Raw genomic sequence first — 17316 nt, 5'->3', positions numbered from 1 at the left:
TCTTTCTCAGGAATGGTTCTAAGCTTGTGAGGCTCCGTCCACCAAATGAAGGGTGCCCGAAACAAATTTGCTATCATCAGATGCCAGGAACACAACGGTATCGGCTATTTCCGAAGGTTGTGCGTACCGGCCGAATGGTATTGATTTTTCCAGCTCTTTTTTCGCTTCTTCTCCATGTCCATTGCTAAATCCATCTTCCAGGGAGCGCATCATGCGATTATCTACCGGGCTGGGATTCACGGTGTTAACCCGGATCTTCCTCGGCGCCGCTTCTAATGCTACGCTGCGCATAATTCCTATTGTGGCGTGTTTGCTGGTGTTGTAAGCACTGGTGCCGGGCGAACCCATTACGCCGGCTACGGATGAAGTAATAATAATGCTGCCACCGTCACTCATTTCGGGGAGCACATACTTACATCCGAGCCAGACGCCTTTCACGTTCACTGCTATCACCTTGTCAAAAACCTCTTCAGGGTAGTCCGTAATGGGTTTTACCACACCTTCGATACCTGCATTGTTAAAGAAGATATCGATCTTACCTAAGCGCTTCACGGCCTCTTTCACATATCGCTCCACGTCCGCGCTTTTGGTTACGTCCGCCACTATATAATCAACTTCCTTGCTGTTAAGCTCTTTTACGGTTTGCTTTAACGCCTCTTCACTCAAATCTACCAGTACTACTTTCGCACCGTAGTCCAGGAACTTGCGGGCGGTTACCGCGCCAATCGAACCGGCACCGCCGGTAATGATGGCTGTTTTGTTTGCTAATCTGCTCATGTTCTTCTGTTTTTCGTCGTTCTTCGATTATCAATTACATCACAAAGTTCCCGGTTTTTAAACGGGAAAAAAGGTACTATGTGCCCAATAACTAGCACAATCCGAACATTAACAATTCTTTGATAGATAGCCGTTTAAGCGAAGTTGTTGCTAAACGGCGGAGCTAAGCAGCTAGCTTACAGGCATCAACGCCTGCTGACGGAAGTTTTCGGGGGTGGTGCCGGTCTGTTTCTTGAAGAACCGGGAGAAATAGGATTGTTCGCTAAAGCCTAACTCGTAGGCGATTTCTTTGATAGACTTTCGCCCATGGCCGATTTCGCGTTTAGCCTCTATGAGCAGCAGGTGATAAATGATCTGGCTGACGGTAAAGCCGAACTTCTCCCGCACGATCTCGTTCAGTCTTTTAGGGGTGATGCCTATTTTATCTGCATAAAAGGAAACCGAACGTTCCTCCTTATAATTCTCATCCAGCAGGCGGAACAACTTCTCGACACGCTCGTCGTACATGGCCACGCCGCCCGGCGATTGTTTACTGAAGCGATACAGGTGCATCAGCAAAGCCGTCATATACTTTAATAATAACGCCGGCTCGCCGCCGCCTTCGTATTCCAGCACGATGAGGCGAAACAGCGCCGCCATCGGTTCTACCATTTCGTCTGGTATCACGATGCCTACATTATTAAAAGGCAGGAACAGCAAACGCAGGTAAGGCTCCTCTATTAAATGGTAAAAATCTTCGGTAAATACGATGACCCGCGCATCGGGACGGTCTTTGGAGGGAATGCTGTGCACCTGGTGTTTACCGATGAGGTACACGGTATCCTTCTGGATCGGATAAGTTTCGAAATCGATGAAGTGGGAACCCGCATCCTCTTTGAACCATACGAGCGCGTAGAAGTCTATACGGTGATTCGGCTCATGTTCGCCGAATGTAACGCTGTGTTCCGAGGCCAGGAACTGAATGTCATTAAGCTGGTGGACGGGGATGTTGATCATTGTCTTCATGCACCAGTGAGCTTTACGAGTAAGGTGTTCCGGTAAAAATAAGGGAAATTCACTACATAAACGCTCCGCTATCAGCAACCGGCATTTATTCTACTTTAACGGAGGCCGTACTATTCCGGATAAAAACGAGCGCATCCATGTCGGTACCCGGTTTTACGGGCAAAGGTTTGGTACCCTGCCAGTTCGAATGTATCGTTGTAAGCGACACGGTATCATTAGCGAACGGTTGATTGCCCCGGAACGACAGGTAGAACGCCTCGTGTTTCGCCTTTGCCAGCAGGGAGGAGAAGCCATCCGGCATGCCGGAGAACGGGTGTACTTCGAAACCGCCGCCGTTGATCACGTTTACAGAACCGCTGTAGGTATCCATGCAAAGTGCGTAGAAGCGGTCTCCGAAGTGCCGCATGAGGTACGCTCCCATGCTTTGATATTTCGCGGTGGTATCCTTGATGATGTGTACGTTATGTGCCCAGAGCATCGTTTTGCGGGGCTGCGCTTCATAGTGGCGTACCAAGTTGGCAGCCATGTGTCTGTCGCGGGTAAACGGGTCGGGCCAGTAATCTGCGTGATCCACTCCGTGGATGGTCACCTGGTCGGCGGGTGTGCGCGATGTATTGTACTGGCGTATCCACATCAGCAGTCGGTAAATCTCCTCTGTGTTGTAAAGGGCAAACGATTTCATCGCGGCTTTCAGGTTGCCTTCGCCCGTTCGTACAAACCGGTTAACGGGTTGCAACAGGCTATCCTGGAATTCGAAGGTCAGCACACGAAACTGTTGCCGGATCACGAGGTAAGCGATGATCCGTGCTTTCTGCAGGTAAAACTCCCGGGTGCCATGTGAAGCCTCACCCAACGCAACTACCTGCTTACCCGCCAGTTCGTCGGCCAGGAAAGACAAGTCCTTTATACCCGGCGTTTCGTATTCGGTGCTTAGTGGATGTGCATGTGCGTTCACCCAGTCGATTTTCTGTTGCTGGGCGTAGGTAGTGTTGATCGCGAACAGCAGGATCAGTAACGTGTATCTCATAACCGTTAGATGTGCGGGGTGGGATTTTCCATAACGGTGGAGACTGGAGCGGATGTTTGCTTCCTTCGTCGCAATGACGAATGTGGGAGTGACTGTCTCCCCTCGTCGTCCTTATAACCGAGGGAAGCAATCCTCCGCTCCTGTCTTCGCGCTTTTACCGCGCGTACACCTCGATCATCGCATTTGTGGGCCTGCGCGGTGCGAGGAAGCTGTCTACCTGGCGGTAATGCTTCTTCAGTTCATCCCGCAGGGCGAATGGGTAAAAGTTATTATTATAAGGTGCGTACTCATACAGCACCACGTCATAATACTTATTGCGCACCTTGCCGGTAAACTCATCCAGCTGTTTATTGAACATACCCACGCCCAGGTGGTACCAGAGCGGGTAGTTGGTGCCTGTTTCCAGTTTGAAGGGGGTAATGCTCGCCAGCGGTGTTAGCTCCGTCATGTTGAGCACTTTCGCGTTACCGTTGGCGGTTTTGATTTCCGGCATCTCCAGGAAGCGGGCCATACCGTGTACGGTGGATGGCGGCATGTATATTTTCGCAAACTCTTTATATGGCGTGTAGATCCACTCCGACGTAGGCACGTCCGTGGTATCGTAGCTGAGCATGAAGTTGTTACGGGAAATGACGTTCTCGCCCGTGGCTGACTGCACGATGCCCGATTCGGCCGGCGTCATGAACCGGGAGAATACGCGGTCGAGGTACTTCCAGTAGGATCCGGACCACCAGAGCAGTACGAGCGCACCCGCTACTACGAATGGTTTCCACTCTTCCAGGTTGAACCTCAATACACCGGCCGCCTGGCTCAGGATGAACGCAAAGGCAAAAGCGTGGAAGAATATATTATTATCCGGCGGCGTGTAACTGGTCACCTGGAAGATGGCTGCCTCGGCCAGGATGCCCAACGTCACGAGCAAAAAGAACATCAGCTGCCTGTTATTCCATGCGGCCTTTATATCCTTCACCGCAGGTGCCAGTAACAACACGATCAGTAACAGGTAGAACTTGATCCACTGCGAAGCGCCCAGCACCTCGGCCAGTATATCGCCAATGGATAAACGGGAATTGTGCGGCGGCTGACCGTGGTTAAACCAGTAGCCGATACCGTAACCGGCAAAACTTTTGAAGGTCACGACAGCGATTACGATATAGAAACCCAGGAAATACAGCGCGTCTTTCCATTTTTTTGATTGAATGACATGGTAGCCCATCAGCGCCAGCGCCAGTAACAAGGCCAGTCCGCCCCCATCCTGCTTGGTAAAGAACGACAGGAACAGGAAGAACGCCGCGGCCAGCAGCTGCGGAATGCGCCATTTAGAAGGCTGTTCGTTCGTGATAGCCGCCAGCAAAAAGGCCAGTCCCACCAGTTCGTACACGATTACGGTGTGGTTGTACCAGGGCCAGAAGTTGAAAAAGGAATAAGATAACGCAAACACCAGTACGGCGAGTACGCGTACGCCTAAACTCACGTTCAGGCTCTTCTGGATGGAACGGAACGCAAACCCGCTCATGATGTTCAATGCGATCTGCGCCTTCACCAGGGAGATCATCTGCGCGCCGAACAGCTTAAAGAACAGCGCCGGCATCAGCCAGAAGCCAAAACCCAGTGGTGTGCCGAAGTCGCGGTAAGGCAGCTGCCCTTCCGACATACGATAAGCGCCCTCCCACGACAGGAAGATGTTTACCCGGTACGGGAATGTTACAAATAAAGGTATGAGGGCCAGTCCTATAATGATTAAACATTCAATGATCGTGGCGCGCCTGCGGTTTAATAAATTGCCTGACATAATTGGGGCGGTTATAAATTGAAGGCTCAAAAATAGAAGATTATTATCTTATATAGAAGCAAAATTGGTAGCCATTTATTAATATCAATATATTTATTCATATTAAATTATTGTGAACCAGTCGTTTAAATGAGTGAATGGCCGGTTTTAATGGATGAATGGAGATGCGCAGACTGGGAGGTGCCAAAAAAAGCTTCTATCTTTGCGGCCAACAATAATGTTTAATCCCCGTGCAATATCTTAAACTATTACGCCCTTCGCATTGGGCCAAGAATCTTTTCCTGTTTATTCCGCTCTTCTTCGCCGGCGAGCTTACCAATGTTGAAAAGATCATTGAACTGGTAAAAGGCTTCATCGCCTTCAGCCTGATAGCGAGCAGCATCTACATTATTAATGACTACCGCGACATCGAGAACGACCGTAAGCATCCTAAAAAGAGCAAACGTCCGCTGGCGAGCGGTGCGGTAAGTAAACCTGCCGGGCTGGCCATCTTCTTCGTTTGTGTGGCATTGGGTATGTTGATGGGCTATCTTGTACGGGAAAAGTTCCTGTTCATTCTCGGCATCTACTTCGTATTAAACCTCGGATATTCGTTCGGGTTAAAGAATATTTCTATCCTGGATATTATTATTGTATCGATCGGCTTCGTGCTGCGGGTGAAAGCCGGCGGTGTGGCGTCTGTTATCCCCGTGTCGGAATGGCTGATGATCATGGTGTTCCTGCTCGCGCTGTTCCTGGCCATTGCCAAACGCCGTGATGATGTGCTGTTGAAACAGGAATCCGGGGTGGATATGCGTAAGGCATCCAAGGGATATAATATGGACTTCCTCAACGTATCGCTCGGACTGGTATCGGCGATTATCATCGTGGCTTATCTGATGTATTGTATGGCGCCCGAAACTATTGCGCGCTTCGGCACCTACCGTTTATATTATACCTGTATTTTCGTGATTGCGGGCTTAATGCGCTATCTGCAGATCACTTATGTAGAGAACAATACCGGCTCACCCACCAAAATCCTGTACAAGGACCGGTTTGTTCAATTAACCATTCTCCTTTGGATCCTGAGTTTTTACGTCATCATTTATTTACCAACGGATCAAAGTTTCTTTAAATAACGAGTTATACTTATGCCTACAGTGCTGATATTGGGAGCAGGTTCCGACATGGCCGTCGCGATCGCGCGGAAATTTGCTACCGAAAAATACGATATTCAACTTGCCGGCCGTAACGCCAGCGTAATGACCGCCCTTCAGAACGACCTGGCGATCCGTTATGGCGTTAAGACCGAAGCCCTCACGTTCGATGCGCTCGACTTTGCGTCTCATGGCGCGTTTTATAACAACCTGGCCGTAAAGCCCGACATTACTATTTGTGTATTCGGCTACCTGGGCGACCAGGAGAAAGGCCAGGCTGACTGGAACGAGGCCGCCCGTATTTTACATACCAACTACACCGGTGCAGTATCTATTTTAAATGTGGTAGCGGAAGATTATGCTGCCAAAAAACAGGGCCTCATCGTCGGCATCAGCTCCGTAGCCGGTGAACGCGGCAGGCAGAGCAACTACCTGTACGGTAGCGCCAAAGCGGGTTTTACCGCGTACCTCTCCGGTCTACGTAACCGTTTATTTCATACAGGCGTACACGTGATGAGCGTACAACCCGGGTTCGTAGCTACCCGCATGACCGAGAACCTGCAACTGCCAGGCATCCTCACGGCGCAACCTGCACAGGTGGCCAACGACATTTACAAGGCCGTACAAAAGAAAAAGAACACCATCTATACGAAATGGTTCTGGCGTTATATCATGCTGATCATCAGGAGTGTTCCTGAGTTCATGTTCAAAAAACTGAAGCTCTGATGAAAGCGATTGCCTTTTTCGATTTCGACGGTACCATTACCACAAAAGACACCCTCTGGGAAATTATCCGTTTCCAGAAGGGCACTCCTGCCCTGGTCGCAGGCTGGCTGGTGATGGCACCAGTGTTGGTGATGTTCAAACTGAAACTCCTCTCCAACCAGCGTACCAAGGAACTGATGTTGCGTTATCACTTTAAAGGGATGCCGCTCACCAAATTCCAGCAGGGCTGCGACGCTTTCTGCAAGGAAGCGCTGCCCGCGATGATTCGCCCCGGTGCGTTACAGGAAATAGCCCAACATAAAGCCAACGGCACCCGCGTGATCGTGGTGACCGCCTCCGCCGAGAACTGGGTAGCGCCCTGGTGCCGCGAAATGGGCATCGAGTGCATTGGCTCCAAACTGGCAGTGGATAACGGTAACGTTTCCGGCATGCTCGTAGGCCTGAACTGCAATGGCAACGAAAAGGTATGCCGCATCAATGCCACGCTTGACGTAAAAGACTACGAAAAGATTTACGCTTACGGCGATAGCAGCGGCGACAAAGACATGCTGGCCATCGCGCACGAAGCGAACTTCCGGCCGTTCAGAGGCTGATATTTTTTAGAGGGCTATCCGGTGGATGGCCCTTTTTATTGATGCTCCTTCTTCAGCTCCTCTAAATACTCCTTTAACATCGCCCTGAAAACCGGCCTGCCCGACGGCACCTTCAGCCGCAACCGTGCTTCTTCGCGTAATACCAGGTCGGCATATCGCTCACTAATGATCTCATTTGCCTTCGCAAACTTGTTTTCGTTTTTGAGCTGCTTTTTCGTAGCCGGCTTTTGACGCTTCCCCACCTTTTTTGAGAGGAAGGTCTTGCCACCAATGTTCCTGATCGTCAACTGGTCAGCGATACTGCCAGAAACGCCCATCAATAATGGATTTGCACTTCTTGCCATAGTGTATTCGGATTTAGTGAAGATGCCCCCTACATCGTTGCTGGATCCTTCGGGCATCCTTGCTGTTAACTACGTTCATCCTAGGCTTATGGTTCGTTAATCGTTCGTTAACCCTAGGCTTGTGAGCCTAACTTGAACGAAGGTTGAACGAAGGTTGAACCTAGGATGAACCTAGGCAGTGGCAAGGATCCTCGAAGGATGTTGGGAGGATGCAGCACCCTAACTTGCTATTTCTCAACATATTCCCTATCTTAGTTCCATAAACCACCCCAAAATGACGCGATCCCAAAGTTCCACGCGGCCGGCAATGGCATTGAGCGCCTTTACCGACAATGCCGACGTAAAAAACGTTCTCCAACAGCTTCACCAACGGTTTGAAGACAAAAGCAATCCAACACCGAACATGGACAAACTTATCGTCAGCGATACGCTCGACGACCAGGGCAACCAATACGTGCATCTCGTACAGGAAGGCGGCGGCGTACTCGGCGTGGCATTGGTCGGTTACACGTACATTCTCGAACAGGCAGGCATCCGTTTTATGCGGCTGGCCGGTACCAGCGCAGGGGCGATCAATACGGCGATGATGGCGGTGATCGGGAGTAAACAGGAAGCGAAGTCAGAGAAGGTACTCAGGTATCTGTGCAGCAAAGACCTGTTCGACTTTGTGGACGGGCATCCGTTCGCACGAAAGGTCATCCGCAAGGTGATTACGCAGGAACATTATTTCAAAAATGTGAAGAAGCTGATTACAGGCACCGCATTGGCTTTGGTGGCGTTAGTGCTGCTCAATATCATCTGCATAGGACTGAAAGGTGTACCGGCCTTCGCAATCATCGGTAAGTTCAGTTTTGTGTTTACGGGGCTGCTCGTCGTAAGTGTGCTTACAGGACTAATGTATTTCAACATGCTGCTGAAACGCTTTAAGGACAGAGGTTTTGGCGTGAACCCGGGTAAGGACTTCCAGGACTGGGTGCGGGATATTATGCAGGAACATGGGGTGCAAACAGTATCTGATTTTATCGCGAAGGCAGGCACGCCCCCGCCAGGCATGCACTTGCGCAACGGCGGGTCGTTGAAGGACCTGGGGCCGGATGTGACGTTGATTACCTCTGATATTGTGACGCAGAACAAAATCGAGTTCCCGAAAATGTGGGACTTATTTACGACAGATGAAAAAACGCTGCACCCTGCGCAGTTTGTACGCGCCTCGATGTCGATCCCGATCTTTTTTGAATCGTCGATTATACAGGACATTCCGCGTGATGAAGCGAAGATCCATAAAAGCTGGATGAAACATTTGCTCACCGACCCGGCTGATATTCCGAGTGCCGTACGGTTTGTGGATGGCGGCATACTGTCGAACTTTCCCATCAACATCTTTTACAATCCAAAAATAGAAGTACCACGACTGCCCACGTTCGGCATCGACCTCGATGATGTGGACCCGAAGGATAAGGAAAAGAGCCGGCAACAAACGGGCGACATGGGCCTGGGCGGCTATATGGGACGCATGTTTAACACCATTCGTTACTATTACGACAAAGACTTTTTACTAAAAAACAGCCTGTTCAAAAAAGGCATCGGTCGCATCGATGTGCACGAATTTAACTGGCTCGACTTCTCTATCAGTGATGAAAAGAAAGTGGCCTTGTTCGTGAAAGGCGCGCAGGCGGCCGGTCAATTCCTGCAAAGCTTCGACTGGGAAGGGTATAAAGCCGATCGTCGCGAAGCGTTCGACAAGTTGAACACCGTAAAACCCATTCAACAAACCTTAACTGCTACTTTATGATTTGCACTACCTGTATGACCGCGAACCTGTGGTTTTACTTCGCCATATGTTTCACCTTATTTCTCATTACCAGCTACGTGATGTCGCGCATCGCGAAGCAATTCTGCATCTGCAAAGCCGGTGCAAACGTGCCTTTCAGCATTATGGACCTGGAGCTGCCGGTTTCTGAACGCGAGCTCGTCAACATGGTACTTACCATGCCCGACACGGCGAAACGGGCTGTGCGCAGGCATTTAGCGGCAGACTACCTGTTCATGCTGGCCGTATATCCCGGCATCGCACTGCTGTGTTGTATTGCTGCCGATAGGATGAAACCATCTGTAGGTGCCTGGTTCTTTTGGGCACTGGCAGCCTTGCAGATAGTGCCATGGCTGTTCGATGTGATGGAGAACAGCTACCTCGCGCGCAAGCTGAACAAGCCTGTGGTGGACGAGCAGCGGCCGAAGGCCTTTCATCGGTTCGTATGGCGCGTGCAGGCAAAATTTGTAATTGCGGTTACGGGAGCGATTACAGCCGTGTTTGCGTTGTTGTATTACTGGCTCACGGCTGATTTTAATCCCGATACACCCTGGTATTTGCTGTTTATGCTGGCGGAATCACTGTTGTTCGTCATATTCCTGAAGATCAGGGGGCGGAAACAGGAAGTTCTGCCCTAAAATATTTAGGTTTGCTGCTCGTCTACAACGTTATATGGAACAAGCCGCTAAGAAACCACGCATCACTACCTCGGGATTAAAGAAACTAACCAGGTTATATCAATACGCAAAGCCTTACCGGTGGCAGTTCTCACTGGGATTATTATTGTTATTTCTCTCCAGTTCGGCCACGCTCCTGTTCCCGGCTATGCTGGGCAGGCTCGTAAATGCAGGCATGGGTGTAACTGCGGTTTCGCAAATTAACCAGACGGCACTGATACTCGTGGGCTTACTCGTAGCACAGGCGACCTTTTCCTTTTTCAGGATCAACATATTCGTGAACGTAACAGAGAAAACCCTGGCATCACTCAGGCAGGCGACCTACGCGCACCTGATCCGTCTACCGATGAAATTTTTCTCCGAACGCCGCGTGGGCGAGTTGAACAGCCGCATCTCTGCAGACATATCTCAGTTACAGAGCACCTTTACCACCAGCCTGGCAGAACTGATCCGTCAGCTCATTATGATCATCGGCGGCATTGTACTGCTGCTGCTCACCAGCTGGAAGCTCACGGTTTTCATGCTGGCGATCATCCCCGTGATTTGCGTAGTGGCGGTGGTATTCGGTAAGTCGGTTCGTAAGTTCTCGAAACAGGCACAGGGACAAGTAGCAGATTCAAACACGATCGTGGAGGAAACGCTGCAGGGCATCTTTAACGTGAAAGCCTTTGCTAACGAGCTGTTCGAGATCAACCGATATAAAAAGAAAACTGACGAAGTAGCCCGTACCGGCATGCGCGTTGGTAAGTATCAAGGCGTATTTGCCTCCTTCATCATCCTCGGCCTGTTCGGTGCAATGGTGGCGGTGATCTGGCGCGGCGCCTTACTGATGGCGAGTGGCGACCTGCTCATCGGCCCGCTGTTTAGTTTCGTTGTATACACCGGCTTTATCGGCGGTTCTATCAGCGGATTGGCCGACATCTACTCCAGCCTGCAGAAAAGCATCGGTGCTACTGAAAACTTATTAGAGATACTTGACGAACCCATCGAACCGATAGAACTGGAAGGTGGCATCAAACAGCCGATCACAGGCGAAGTAGCATTCCATAACGTAAGCTTCCGCTACCCGAGTCGTAAAGACATTTCCGTACTACATGATATTAATTTCGAAGCGCAGGCCGGCTGGCAGGTGGCCCTTGTAGGCCCCAGTGGCGCGGGTAAGTCGACCGTGGTATCGCTGTTACTCCGCTTCTACGACCTCGAAGCCGGTCAGATTACGTTTGACGGACAGCCCGCTGCCAGCTTCGACTTGAGCGATCTTCGCCGACAGATGGCCGTGGTGCCGCAGGATGTGTTCCTGTTCGGCGGTACAATCCGCGAAAACATTGCCTATGGCGACACATCTGCGCCCGAAGCTGCTATTATCGATGCCGCTAAAAAGGCCAATGCATGGGATTTTATTCAAGGTTTCCCTGAAGGATTGGATACCGTAGTGGGTGAACGTGGCGTACAACTCTCCGGTGGCCAGCGTCAACGTATTGCCATTGCCCGTGCAGTGTTGAAAGACCCGAAAATATTAATTCTCGACGAAGCCACATCTGCCCTCGACTCCGAATCAGAACGTTTGGTGCAGGACGCGCTCGAAAAACTCATGAAAGGCCGCACCAGCATTGTGATCGCCCACCGCCTCAGTACCATTCGCAACTCCGACCTCATTCTCGTCATGGACAAAGGTACCATCGTTGAAGGCGGCACGCATGAAGAGCTGATGATGAAGGACGAGGGTTTGTATAAGGGGCTCGGGGAGTTGCAATTTTTAGGGTAACCCGCTATGGTACTACTTTTGAGCCGCCGTTGTGTCACTCACTTCGGCGGCTTTTTCTTTATTCGCCCATTAGCGGAAGAAAGGTACAAGTGAGTGACACAACGGCGGTTGAAAAGGGATCAGGCGCAGATACCACAAAACAATAAAAAACGTTATATTTTTGCGCTATCGCAATGGCACCTATGACACAAACATTCAGGCAATTTTTGATGACGGCTTTTGAACACGGGGATTACACGACAGATGATGTGATAGCCAGTGTGTTACCGCTGTTCCGTACGGTTTTGAAGATCCATGAAGACCAGCTCGTCGCCCCTTTCGGGCGGGAGGAAGCGTTGATTGCCAACGGGCAGGAACTTTCCATTAACGCAGAAATGGCCGGCGTGCCGCAGTTTAACCTGCCTGCTATTAACGCCCTCACGCGTACGCAATCGCCTCATTTTGAAGTGGTAGATAAACTGAAAGTGACCGACGAACAAACGGTGAGTCTTCGCATACAAACGGATGTACAGCAAGCGGTGAAACACCCGGCATACATTCCAGGTTACGAGAGTTATGAAATGCTGCTGGACCATCATGACGAACAGACCGATATTTTCTGTCTGGGCCTTGTATTGGGCAGCATTGCGATGGGGCTGGACCTTTATGACGATAAAGAACTGCAGCTCTTCGTCACGCACCGCTCCCATCCCTCCCGCTATAAACAACGTATACATCCCGCTATCGGCACGCTGATCGCGGAAATGACGGAGCTGGACCGCCATAAACGCACGCAGGATTTGTACGAAGCAATTCACCGGCTGGAGCATTACCGCGACTTTGATCCTGAAAAACAGATCGACCTGGCGGAAGTAGCCGGCTGGGGACAAACGCCGCGCAACGATCGCAATGCGTTTATCCTCAACAAACTTCGTAACCGCCTGTTCGATACAAGCCGCCGTAACCGCCTGCTGTACTATAAATCGAACGCCCGTTTCGTGAACCTCACCATCAGCAGCGTGCCGATGGTGTTGCATTACCAGAGTATTCGTCCGCAACTGCTGTTCACCTGGAACGACGATATCGCCGCGAATGTGAAGGACATGAAGGATATGTCGCTCAACAAATACCTGCGGTTCGACGATCATCCTTACCTGCCGGCGGCGTTGAACAAGATTCGTGTGGAAGCGCAACATGACATACAGGAATTTGGGTTCAGCCAGCTGAAACTGGTGATCGCCTTCCTGAACTGGCATAACCTGCGCGATGAGGCGGACGAGCGCATACAAAGTCCGCTGCTCCTCATCCCGGTGGAATTGAAAAAGAAAAAGAGCGTTACCGAAGATCAGTATATGCTGAAAGTAACGGCCAATGAAGCGGAGGTAAATCCCGTGCTGGCCAACTTCCTGCATGAATTGTATGGCATTAAACTGCCCGATTTTATTGACCTTGACGACATGAGCCTGCAACAGTTTTACCAGTTGCTGCAAGTACAGATAGAGGGTGCCAACCGTGGTATCGTGCTGCAATACGCCGATAAACCACGCATCAACCTCGTTTACAAAGAAGCACGTCAAACCGTTAACCAATACCTGAAAAGGCTGAATAAACCTGGCTTGCCGCCCGACACGACGGCCGTAGCCACAGTGACCGCCGAAGCGGCACCGCAGCTGATTACCGATCCCGTATCGGAGAAGGAAATGTTTACCATGGCCGAATCGGAAAGTAATCCGTACCGCTGGGACTTCGACGTATGTAACATCGTGCTGGGCAATTTCAATTATAAGAAAATGAGCCTCGTACGCGATTACAACAGCGTGATGGAACAGGATGTGACGCACGAAGTGTTTACACAACTGTTCAGCGCACAACCCAGGCCATTGCAGAACAGCGCTCCCGACGCGCCGCCGCCCGACCGGTGGTTCCATGTAATCAATGCCGATCCTACACAGGCGCGGGCGATATCGCAGGCGCGTACCGGTGAAAGTTATATCATACAAGGCCCTCCGGGAACCGGTAAAAGTCAGACCATCACCAACCTGCTGGCCGACTTTGTAGCGAGGGGCAAAACCGTGTTGTTCGTATGTGAAAAACGTGCCGCGCTGGACGTGGTATACCATCGCCTGAAGCAACAGGGGCTGGATGAATTGTGTTGTTATATTCATGATAGTCAGGGTGACAAACGTTCCTTTATCCGCAACCTGAAAGCGACCTACGAAGATTTCCTCCAGAAGAAGATGGACCTGCACAGCATCAACCTGAAACGGAGTGCGTTACTGCACAACATGCAGGAACAGGTGCAGCTGCTGGAACAATACCATAACATCAACGCCGGGGAGCAAGACCTGGCAGGCGTTACGGTGCATCGCCTTATTGAAAAGGTAATTGCGATGCGCCCTTTATTGCAGCAACTGCAGCCAAAGGACGAGGAGCAATTACCGCATTACCAGCAATGGCTGCAGTTTGGACAGGTGGTGGAGCAACTGGGAAAAGCGCTGGAAGACAGCGGCGCCTCGCCCGCTTTTGCGGAACATCCGGTGAGCCATCTGAACGAACAAGTGTTCAGTTCACCGCAGCCGCACGCGCTGCTGGAACAGCTGCTGGCGCAAACCCAACAACTGCTGGATGCGGTGATACAAGTGGTGCAACAGAACCAGGTGGATGCGGCATATGCGGGCAGTATAGAAGGCATCCGGCAACTGGTGCTGCACGCGACGCTGTTACAGCCGCTGGCCGAAACAGGCAACCTTGGGCTGGTGGATCCTGCCAACGCGGCTGCGCAACAATTCGACCAACAAGTAACACAATATAAATTAGCACAACAATCGCAGGCCGCTATTGCTGCGCAGAACGGCCACTGGAAACGTAAGTTTAACCAGCAGGATACCCTGCATGCGCTGGAAGTGGCAAGGGAACAGGAAGATGCGTTCCTCCGTTTCCTCAACGGCACGTGGCGGCAACTGAAGGCGCAGCTGGAAGATAGCTACGACTTTTCGCAACATGCCGTGAAACCAGCTTACAGTGCGGTGTTAGCGCAGCTCAAATCAGAGTATGATGCAACGGAAAGGGTGAATGAGTTGTACAGGCAGCTACAACAGCAATACCGCATTGACAACCTCGATATGACACGCCTCGCGATAGAGCGGATGCGCCTGAAACTGGACGATCGCAGCCTGCAATACCTGCTGCAACATCCGGACGCGAACAAGCTGGTGAAACAACTGGCAGGTCTGCACGAAATACTCAACAAACTCGACCAGCAATTACGCCAATGCCTTGCCGATCCAACGCGCCCGTCTGTACAGGAACTGCTGGACGACCTGGAGAACATCAGTATCAATGCCGATTCGCTCGACGACTTGCTGCCCGCGCTGGGAAACTATGTGAACATGCCCGACGGCATGAAACAAGCCGTACGCCGCATGCCGTTCACACCCGATCAGCTGGAGGCGAACATGGCGCACAAAACACTGCGACACATTTATCAATACAATAAAAGTTTTGCCAATACCGATAGCCTGGCGATTGAGAAGGCGGTAGGAGAAATCAGGCATTGTTACAAACAACTGCTGAAACTCAACGCCGACTGCATCCGTGCAAACATACGCCAGCAGTTCCAGCATCACGTGGACATTAGTAATCGCGCGTTATCGCAGTTGCAGGAAGATGAGCAGGCGTTTAAGAAATCGTACATGGAAGGCCGCCGTATCCTGGAGAACGAGTTCGCTAAAAGTATGCGGTACAAAAGCATCCGTGAGCTGGCAGAAAAAGAGAGTGGCTTAGTGCTAAAAGACCTGAAACCCGTTTGGTTGATGAGTCCTTTAAGCGTGAGTGACAGTCTGCCCCTGGACATCTCCTTCTTCGACGCCGTGATATTCGACGAAGCCAGCCAGATCACCCTGGAAGAAGGCGTACCTACCCTCTATCGTGCGCCACAGGCCATTATCGTAGGGGATGAAAAACAAATGCCACCGACAGACTTCTTTGCCGCTAAAACCGGCGATCCGGACGACCTGGAGGTGAACGACGATGATGAGGACGACGACATACTGAGCGCCGATGCCGACAGCCTGCTCGTACAGGGTGCACGTAAGATGCAAAGTGTGATGCTCGGCTGGCATTATCGCAGTCTGTACGAAACCCTGATCAGCTACAGCAACCACGCTTTTTACGATGCAAGCCTGCTCACCATCCCCGACCGATCTATTCATCATCTCGAAAAAACCGCGATAGAAAGTAAGTCGCCCGAAGATGCCGCAGCCCACACCGCCGCGTTGTTCGACCGCAGCATCAGTTACCACTTCATTACACATGGTCAGTATGTGAAACGCAGCAACGCCGGCGAGGCTGCCTACATTGCAGAAATGATACGCGCTTTGCTGCAACAGCAAACCCGCGAGAGCATTGGCATTGTGGCCTTTAGCCAGGAGCAGCAGAAAGCCATTGAAGCCGCGCTGGAAGCGCTTGCCGCGAAGGACAAACAATTTGCACAACTGCTCGAAGAAGCGCAGGAACGGACCGACGACGACCAGTTCACCGGCCTGTTCGTAAAGAACCTGGAGAACGTGCAGGGCGATGAGCGTGACATCATGATCCTTAGCATCTGTTACGCGCCGGACAAACGTGGTAAAATGGCCATGAACTTTGGTCCGATCAATAAAAAAGGTGGCGAGAAGCGACTGAACGTAATTTTCAGCCGTGCGCGCAAACATATGGCCGTGGTGGCGAGCATCAAACACAGCCAGATTACCAATGAATACAACGCCGGCGCCAACTATTTTAAACGCTTCCTGCATTATGCGGAGAACGTAAGCAGCGGCAACATGCAGCAGGCGCGCCAGATACTCGACGGGTTGTTACCACAACGTTTCGTACACAAGCAACGTACAGGCGAAGCCGTTATACGTCAGCAGGTACGCCATCAACTCGAGCAGCGCGGCTTTACCGTAGCCGAGCAAGTGGGCCAGTCGGGCTTCCGTTGCTCGCTCGCCGTGAAGATCACACCCGATGATCCTGCGTACACATTGAGCATTATCATTGATGATGAAACCTATTACAGCAATCCCGATGTGATCGAACAATACTACCAACGCCCTGCCCTGCTGGAAAACGCAGGCTGGCGTACAATGACCGTGTTTGCGAAAGACTGGCTGCACCAGCCGCAGCGGGTGATGGACAGCATTTTGAAAAAGCTGCAGCATATTAAGGAAGAAGTGGTGGCCACCCCGGTTACGCCGCAAAGCCTGTTCCCGGACGTGGCGCCCGTGGCTACAGTGGGCGCTTATGATGCGTTAACGTTCCGTCGGTTTACACAGACCGGCCGTTTCTGGGAAGTTGCCACCGATGGCGCGAAACTGATTATCCGAAGTGGCAAAAACGGCGCGAAAGGGCAATTGCAGGTGAAGACGCTTGCGAGCTCACAGGCGGCCGTGGCGGGTTTGGAGAAGCTGGTGGAGGATAAAGTGAAGGAAGGTTGGCAGGAATTGAGCGAGTAGTGAATTTAGCAAAGACTTTAGCGGAGGGTTGCTTCGCCAGCGCTTATAATGACGGTGGGGAGACGACAGTACCTTGATCGTCATTGCGAATGAAATGAAGCAAACTTCGTGCGTAGTCATCACGAACAAGAAATATAGCGAAGGGGCGGCCACCTGACAGGGGCCGCCCTTCTTGTTTGGAGGAAACAAC

Annotated in this window: 12 protein-coding genes; 7 read left to right on the top strand and 5 right to left on the bottom strand. The window is 51.3% G+C overall.

What is annotated here, in order from left to right; genetic code table 11:
* Nucleotides 1–18: 18 nt before the first annotated feature.
* The 4 genes from MKQ68_RS08165 to MKQ68_RS08150 all read right to left on the bottom strand — a co-directional run bounded on the left by MKQ68_RS08165 (nucleotide 19) and on the right by MKQ68_RS08150 (nucleotide 4601).
* A complete protein-coding gene (locus tag MKQ68_RS08165; protein ID WP_264282868.1) occupies nucleotides 19–777 on the bottom strand; it encodes an SDR family NAD(P)-dependent oxidoreductase in 759 nt (252 codons plus the stop codon).
* A gap of 171 nt (nucleotides 778–948) precedes the next feature.
* Nucleotides 949–1782 (bottom strand): helix-turn-helix domain-containing protein, encoded by an 834-nt coding sequence (locus tag MKQ68_RS08160; RefSeq protein WP_264282867.1) that lies wholly within the window; start codon nucleotides 1780–1782, stop codon nucleotides 949–951.
* 85 nt (nucleotides 1783–1867) lie between these two features.
* The gene (locus tag MKQ68_RS08155; protein WP_264282866.1) at nucleotides 1868–2809 is read right to left on the bottom strand and encodes an erythromycin esterase family protein; all 942 of its coding nucleotides are present in this window, start codon (nucleotides 2807–2809) and stop codon (nucleotides 1868–1870) included.
* Between the two features lie 154 nt (nucleotides 2810–2963).
* Nucleotides 2964–4601, bottom strand: a complete 1638-nt coding sequence (locus tag MKQ68_RS08150; RefSeq protein ID WP_264282865.1) for a hypothetical protein — start codon at nucleotides 4599–4601, stop codon at nucleotides 2964–2966.
* Between the two features lie 230 nt (nucleotides 4602–4831).
* Between MKQ68_RS08150 and MKQ68_RS08145 the strand changes: the two genes are divergently transcribed.
* Genes MKQ68_RS08145 through MKQ68_RS08135 form a run of 3 tightly spaced genes read left to right on the top strand, consistent with a single transcriptional unit; the run spans nucleotide 4832 to nucleotide 7056 of the window.
* Nucleotides 4832–5719, top strand: a complete 888-nt coding sequence (locus MKQ68_RS08145; RefSeq protein WP_264282864.1) for a decaprenyl-phosphate phosphoribosyltransferase — start codon at nucleotides 4832–4834, stop codon at nucleotides 5717–5719.
* A 12-nt stretch (nucleotides 5720–5731) separates the two neighbouring features.
* Nucleotides 5732–6463, top strand: a complete 732-nt coding sequence (locus MKQ68_RS08140) for an SDR family oxidoreductase (RefSeq protein WP_264282863.1) — start codon at nucleotides 5732–5734, stop codon at nucleotides 6461–6463.
* Nucleotides 6463–7056: an HAD family hydrolase gene (locus MKQ68_RS08135; RefSeq protein WP_264282862.1), complete on the top strand. Its 594-nt coding sequence runs from the start codon at nucleotides 6463–6465 to the stop codon at nucleotides 7054–7056. Before MKQ68_RS08140 ends, MKQ68_RS08135 begins: the two co-directional genes overlap by 1 nt.
* A gap of 35 nt (nucleotides 7057–7091) precedes the next feature.
* Here the strand turns inward: MKQ68_RS08135 and MKQ68_RS08130 are convergent, their stop codons facing one another.
* Complete coding sequence (locus tag MKQ68_RS08130) at nucleotides 7092–7400, bottom strand: hypothetical protein (RefSeq protein WP_264282861.1); 309 nt, start codon at nucleotides 7398–7400, stop codon at nucleotides 7092–7094.
* Nucleotides 7401–7674: 274 nt separating this feature from the next.
* On the opposite strand from MKQ68_RS08130, the gene MKQ68_RS08125 reads away from it, so the two are divergent.
* The 4 genes from MKQ68_RS08125 to MKQ68_RS08110 all read left to right on the top strand — a co-directional run bounded on the left by MKQ68_RS08125 (nucleotide 7675) and on the right by MKQ68_RS08110 (nucleotide 17126).
* Complete coding sequence (locus MKQ68_RS08125) at nucleotides 7675–9192, top strand: patatin-like phospholipase family protein (protein ID WP_264282860.1); 1518 nt, start codon at nucleotides 7675–7677, stop codon at nucleotides 9190–9192.
* Nucleotides 9189–9848 (top strand): hypothetical protein, encoded by a 660-nt coding sequence (locus MKQ68_RS08120; protein WP_264282859.1) that lies wholly within the window; start codon nucleotides 9189–9191, stop codon nucleotides 9846–9848. Before MKQ68_RS08125 ends, MKQ68_RS08120 begins: the two co-directional genes overlap by 4 nt.
* Before the next feature lie 34 nt (nucleotides 9849–9882).
* The gene (locus MKQ68_RS08115; RefSeq protein WP_264282858.1) at nucleotides 9883–11652 is read left to right on the top strand and encodes an ABC transporter ATP-binding protein; all 1770 of its coding nucleotides are present in this window, start codon (nucleotides 9883–9885) and stop codon (nucleotides 11650–11652) included.
* 182 nt (nucleotides 11653–11834) lie between these two features.
* A complete protein-coding gene (locus MKQ68_RS08110) occupies nucleotides 11835–17126 on the top strand; it encodes an AAA domain-containing protein (RefSeq protein WP_264282857.1) in 5292 nt (1763 codons plus the stop codon).
* The last annotated feature ends 190 nt before the right edge of the window (nucleotides 17127–17316 follow it).

The organism is Chitinophaga horti, from assembly GCF_022867795.2.
In the GTDB taxonomy this organism is placed as follows: Bacteria; Bacteroidota; Bacteroidia; order Chitinophagales; family Chitinophagaceae; genus Chitinophaga; species Chitinophaga horti.
The sequence above is the reverse complement of the archived record's forward strand: the minus strand, read 5'-3'. Positions and strand labels throughout refer to the sequence as shown.

What these genes read in the sequence shown, in the direction of transcription:
- MKQ68_RS08165 (WP_264282868.1), bottom strand. Translation starts at nt 777, where the DNA reads ATGAGCAGATTAGCAAACAAAACAGCCATCATTACCGGCGGTGCCGGT.
- MKQ68_RS08160 (WP_264282867.1), bottom strand. Translation starts at nt 1,782, where the DNA reads ATGAAGACAATGATCAACATCCCCGTCCACCAGCTTAATGACATTCAG.
- MKQ68_RS08155 (WP_264282866.1), bottom strand. Translation starts at nt 2,809, where the DNA reads ATGAGATACACGTTACTGATCCTGCTGTTCGCGATCAACACTACCTAC.
- MKQ68_RS08150 (WP_264282865.1), bottom strand. Translation starts at nt 4,601, where the DNA reads ATGTCAGGCAATTTATTAAACCGCAGGCGCGCCACGATCATTGAATGT.
- MKQ68_RS08140 (WP_264282863.1), top strand. Translation starts at nt 5,732, where the DNA reads ATGCCTACAGTGCTGATATTGGGAGCAGGTTCCGACATGGCCGTCGCG.
- MKQ68_RS08135 (WP_264282862.1), top strand. Translation starts at nt 6,463, where the DNA reads ATGAAAGCGATTGCCTTTTTCGATTTCGACGGTACCATTACCACAAAA.
- MKQ68_RS08130 (WP_264282861.1), bottom strand. Translation starts at nt 7,400, where the DNA reads ATGGCAAGAAGTGCAAATCCATTATTGATGGGCGTTTCTGGCAGTATC.
- MKQ68_RS08125 (WP_264282860.1), top strand. Translation starts at nt 7,675, where the DNA reads ATGACGCGATCCCAAAGTTCCACGCGGCCGGCAATGGCATTGAGCGCC.
- MKQ68_RS08120 (WP_264282859.1), top strand. Translation starts at nt 9,189, where the DNA reads ATGATTTGCACTACCTGTATGACCGCGAACCTGTGGTTTTACTTCGCC.
- MKQ68_RS08115 (WP_264282858.1), top strand. Translation starts at nt 9,883, where the DNA reads ATGGAACAAGCCGCTAAGAAACCACGCATCACTACCTCGGGATTAAAG.
- MKQ68_RS08110 (WP_264282857.1), top strand. Translation starts at nt 11,835, where the DNA reads ATGACACAAACATTCAGGCAATTTTTGATGACGGCTTTTGAACACGGG.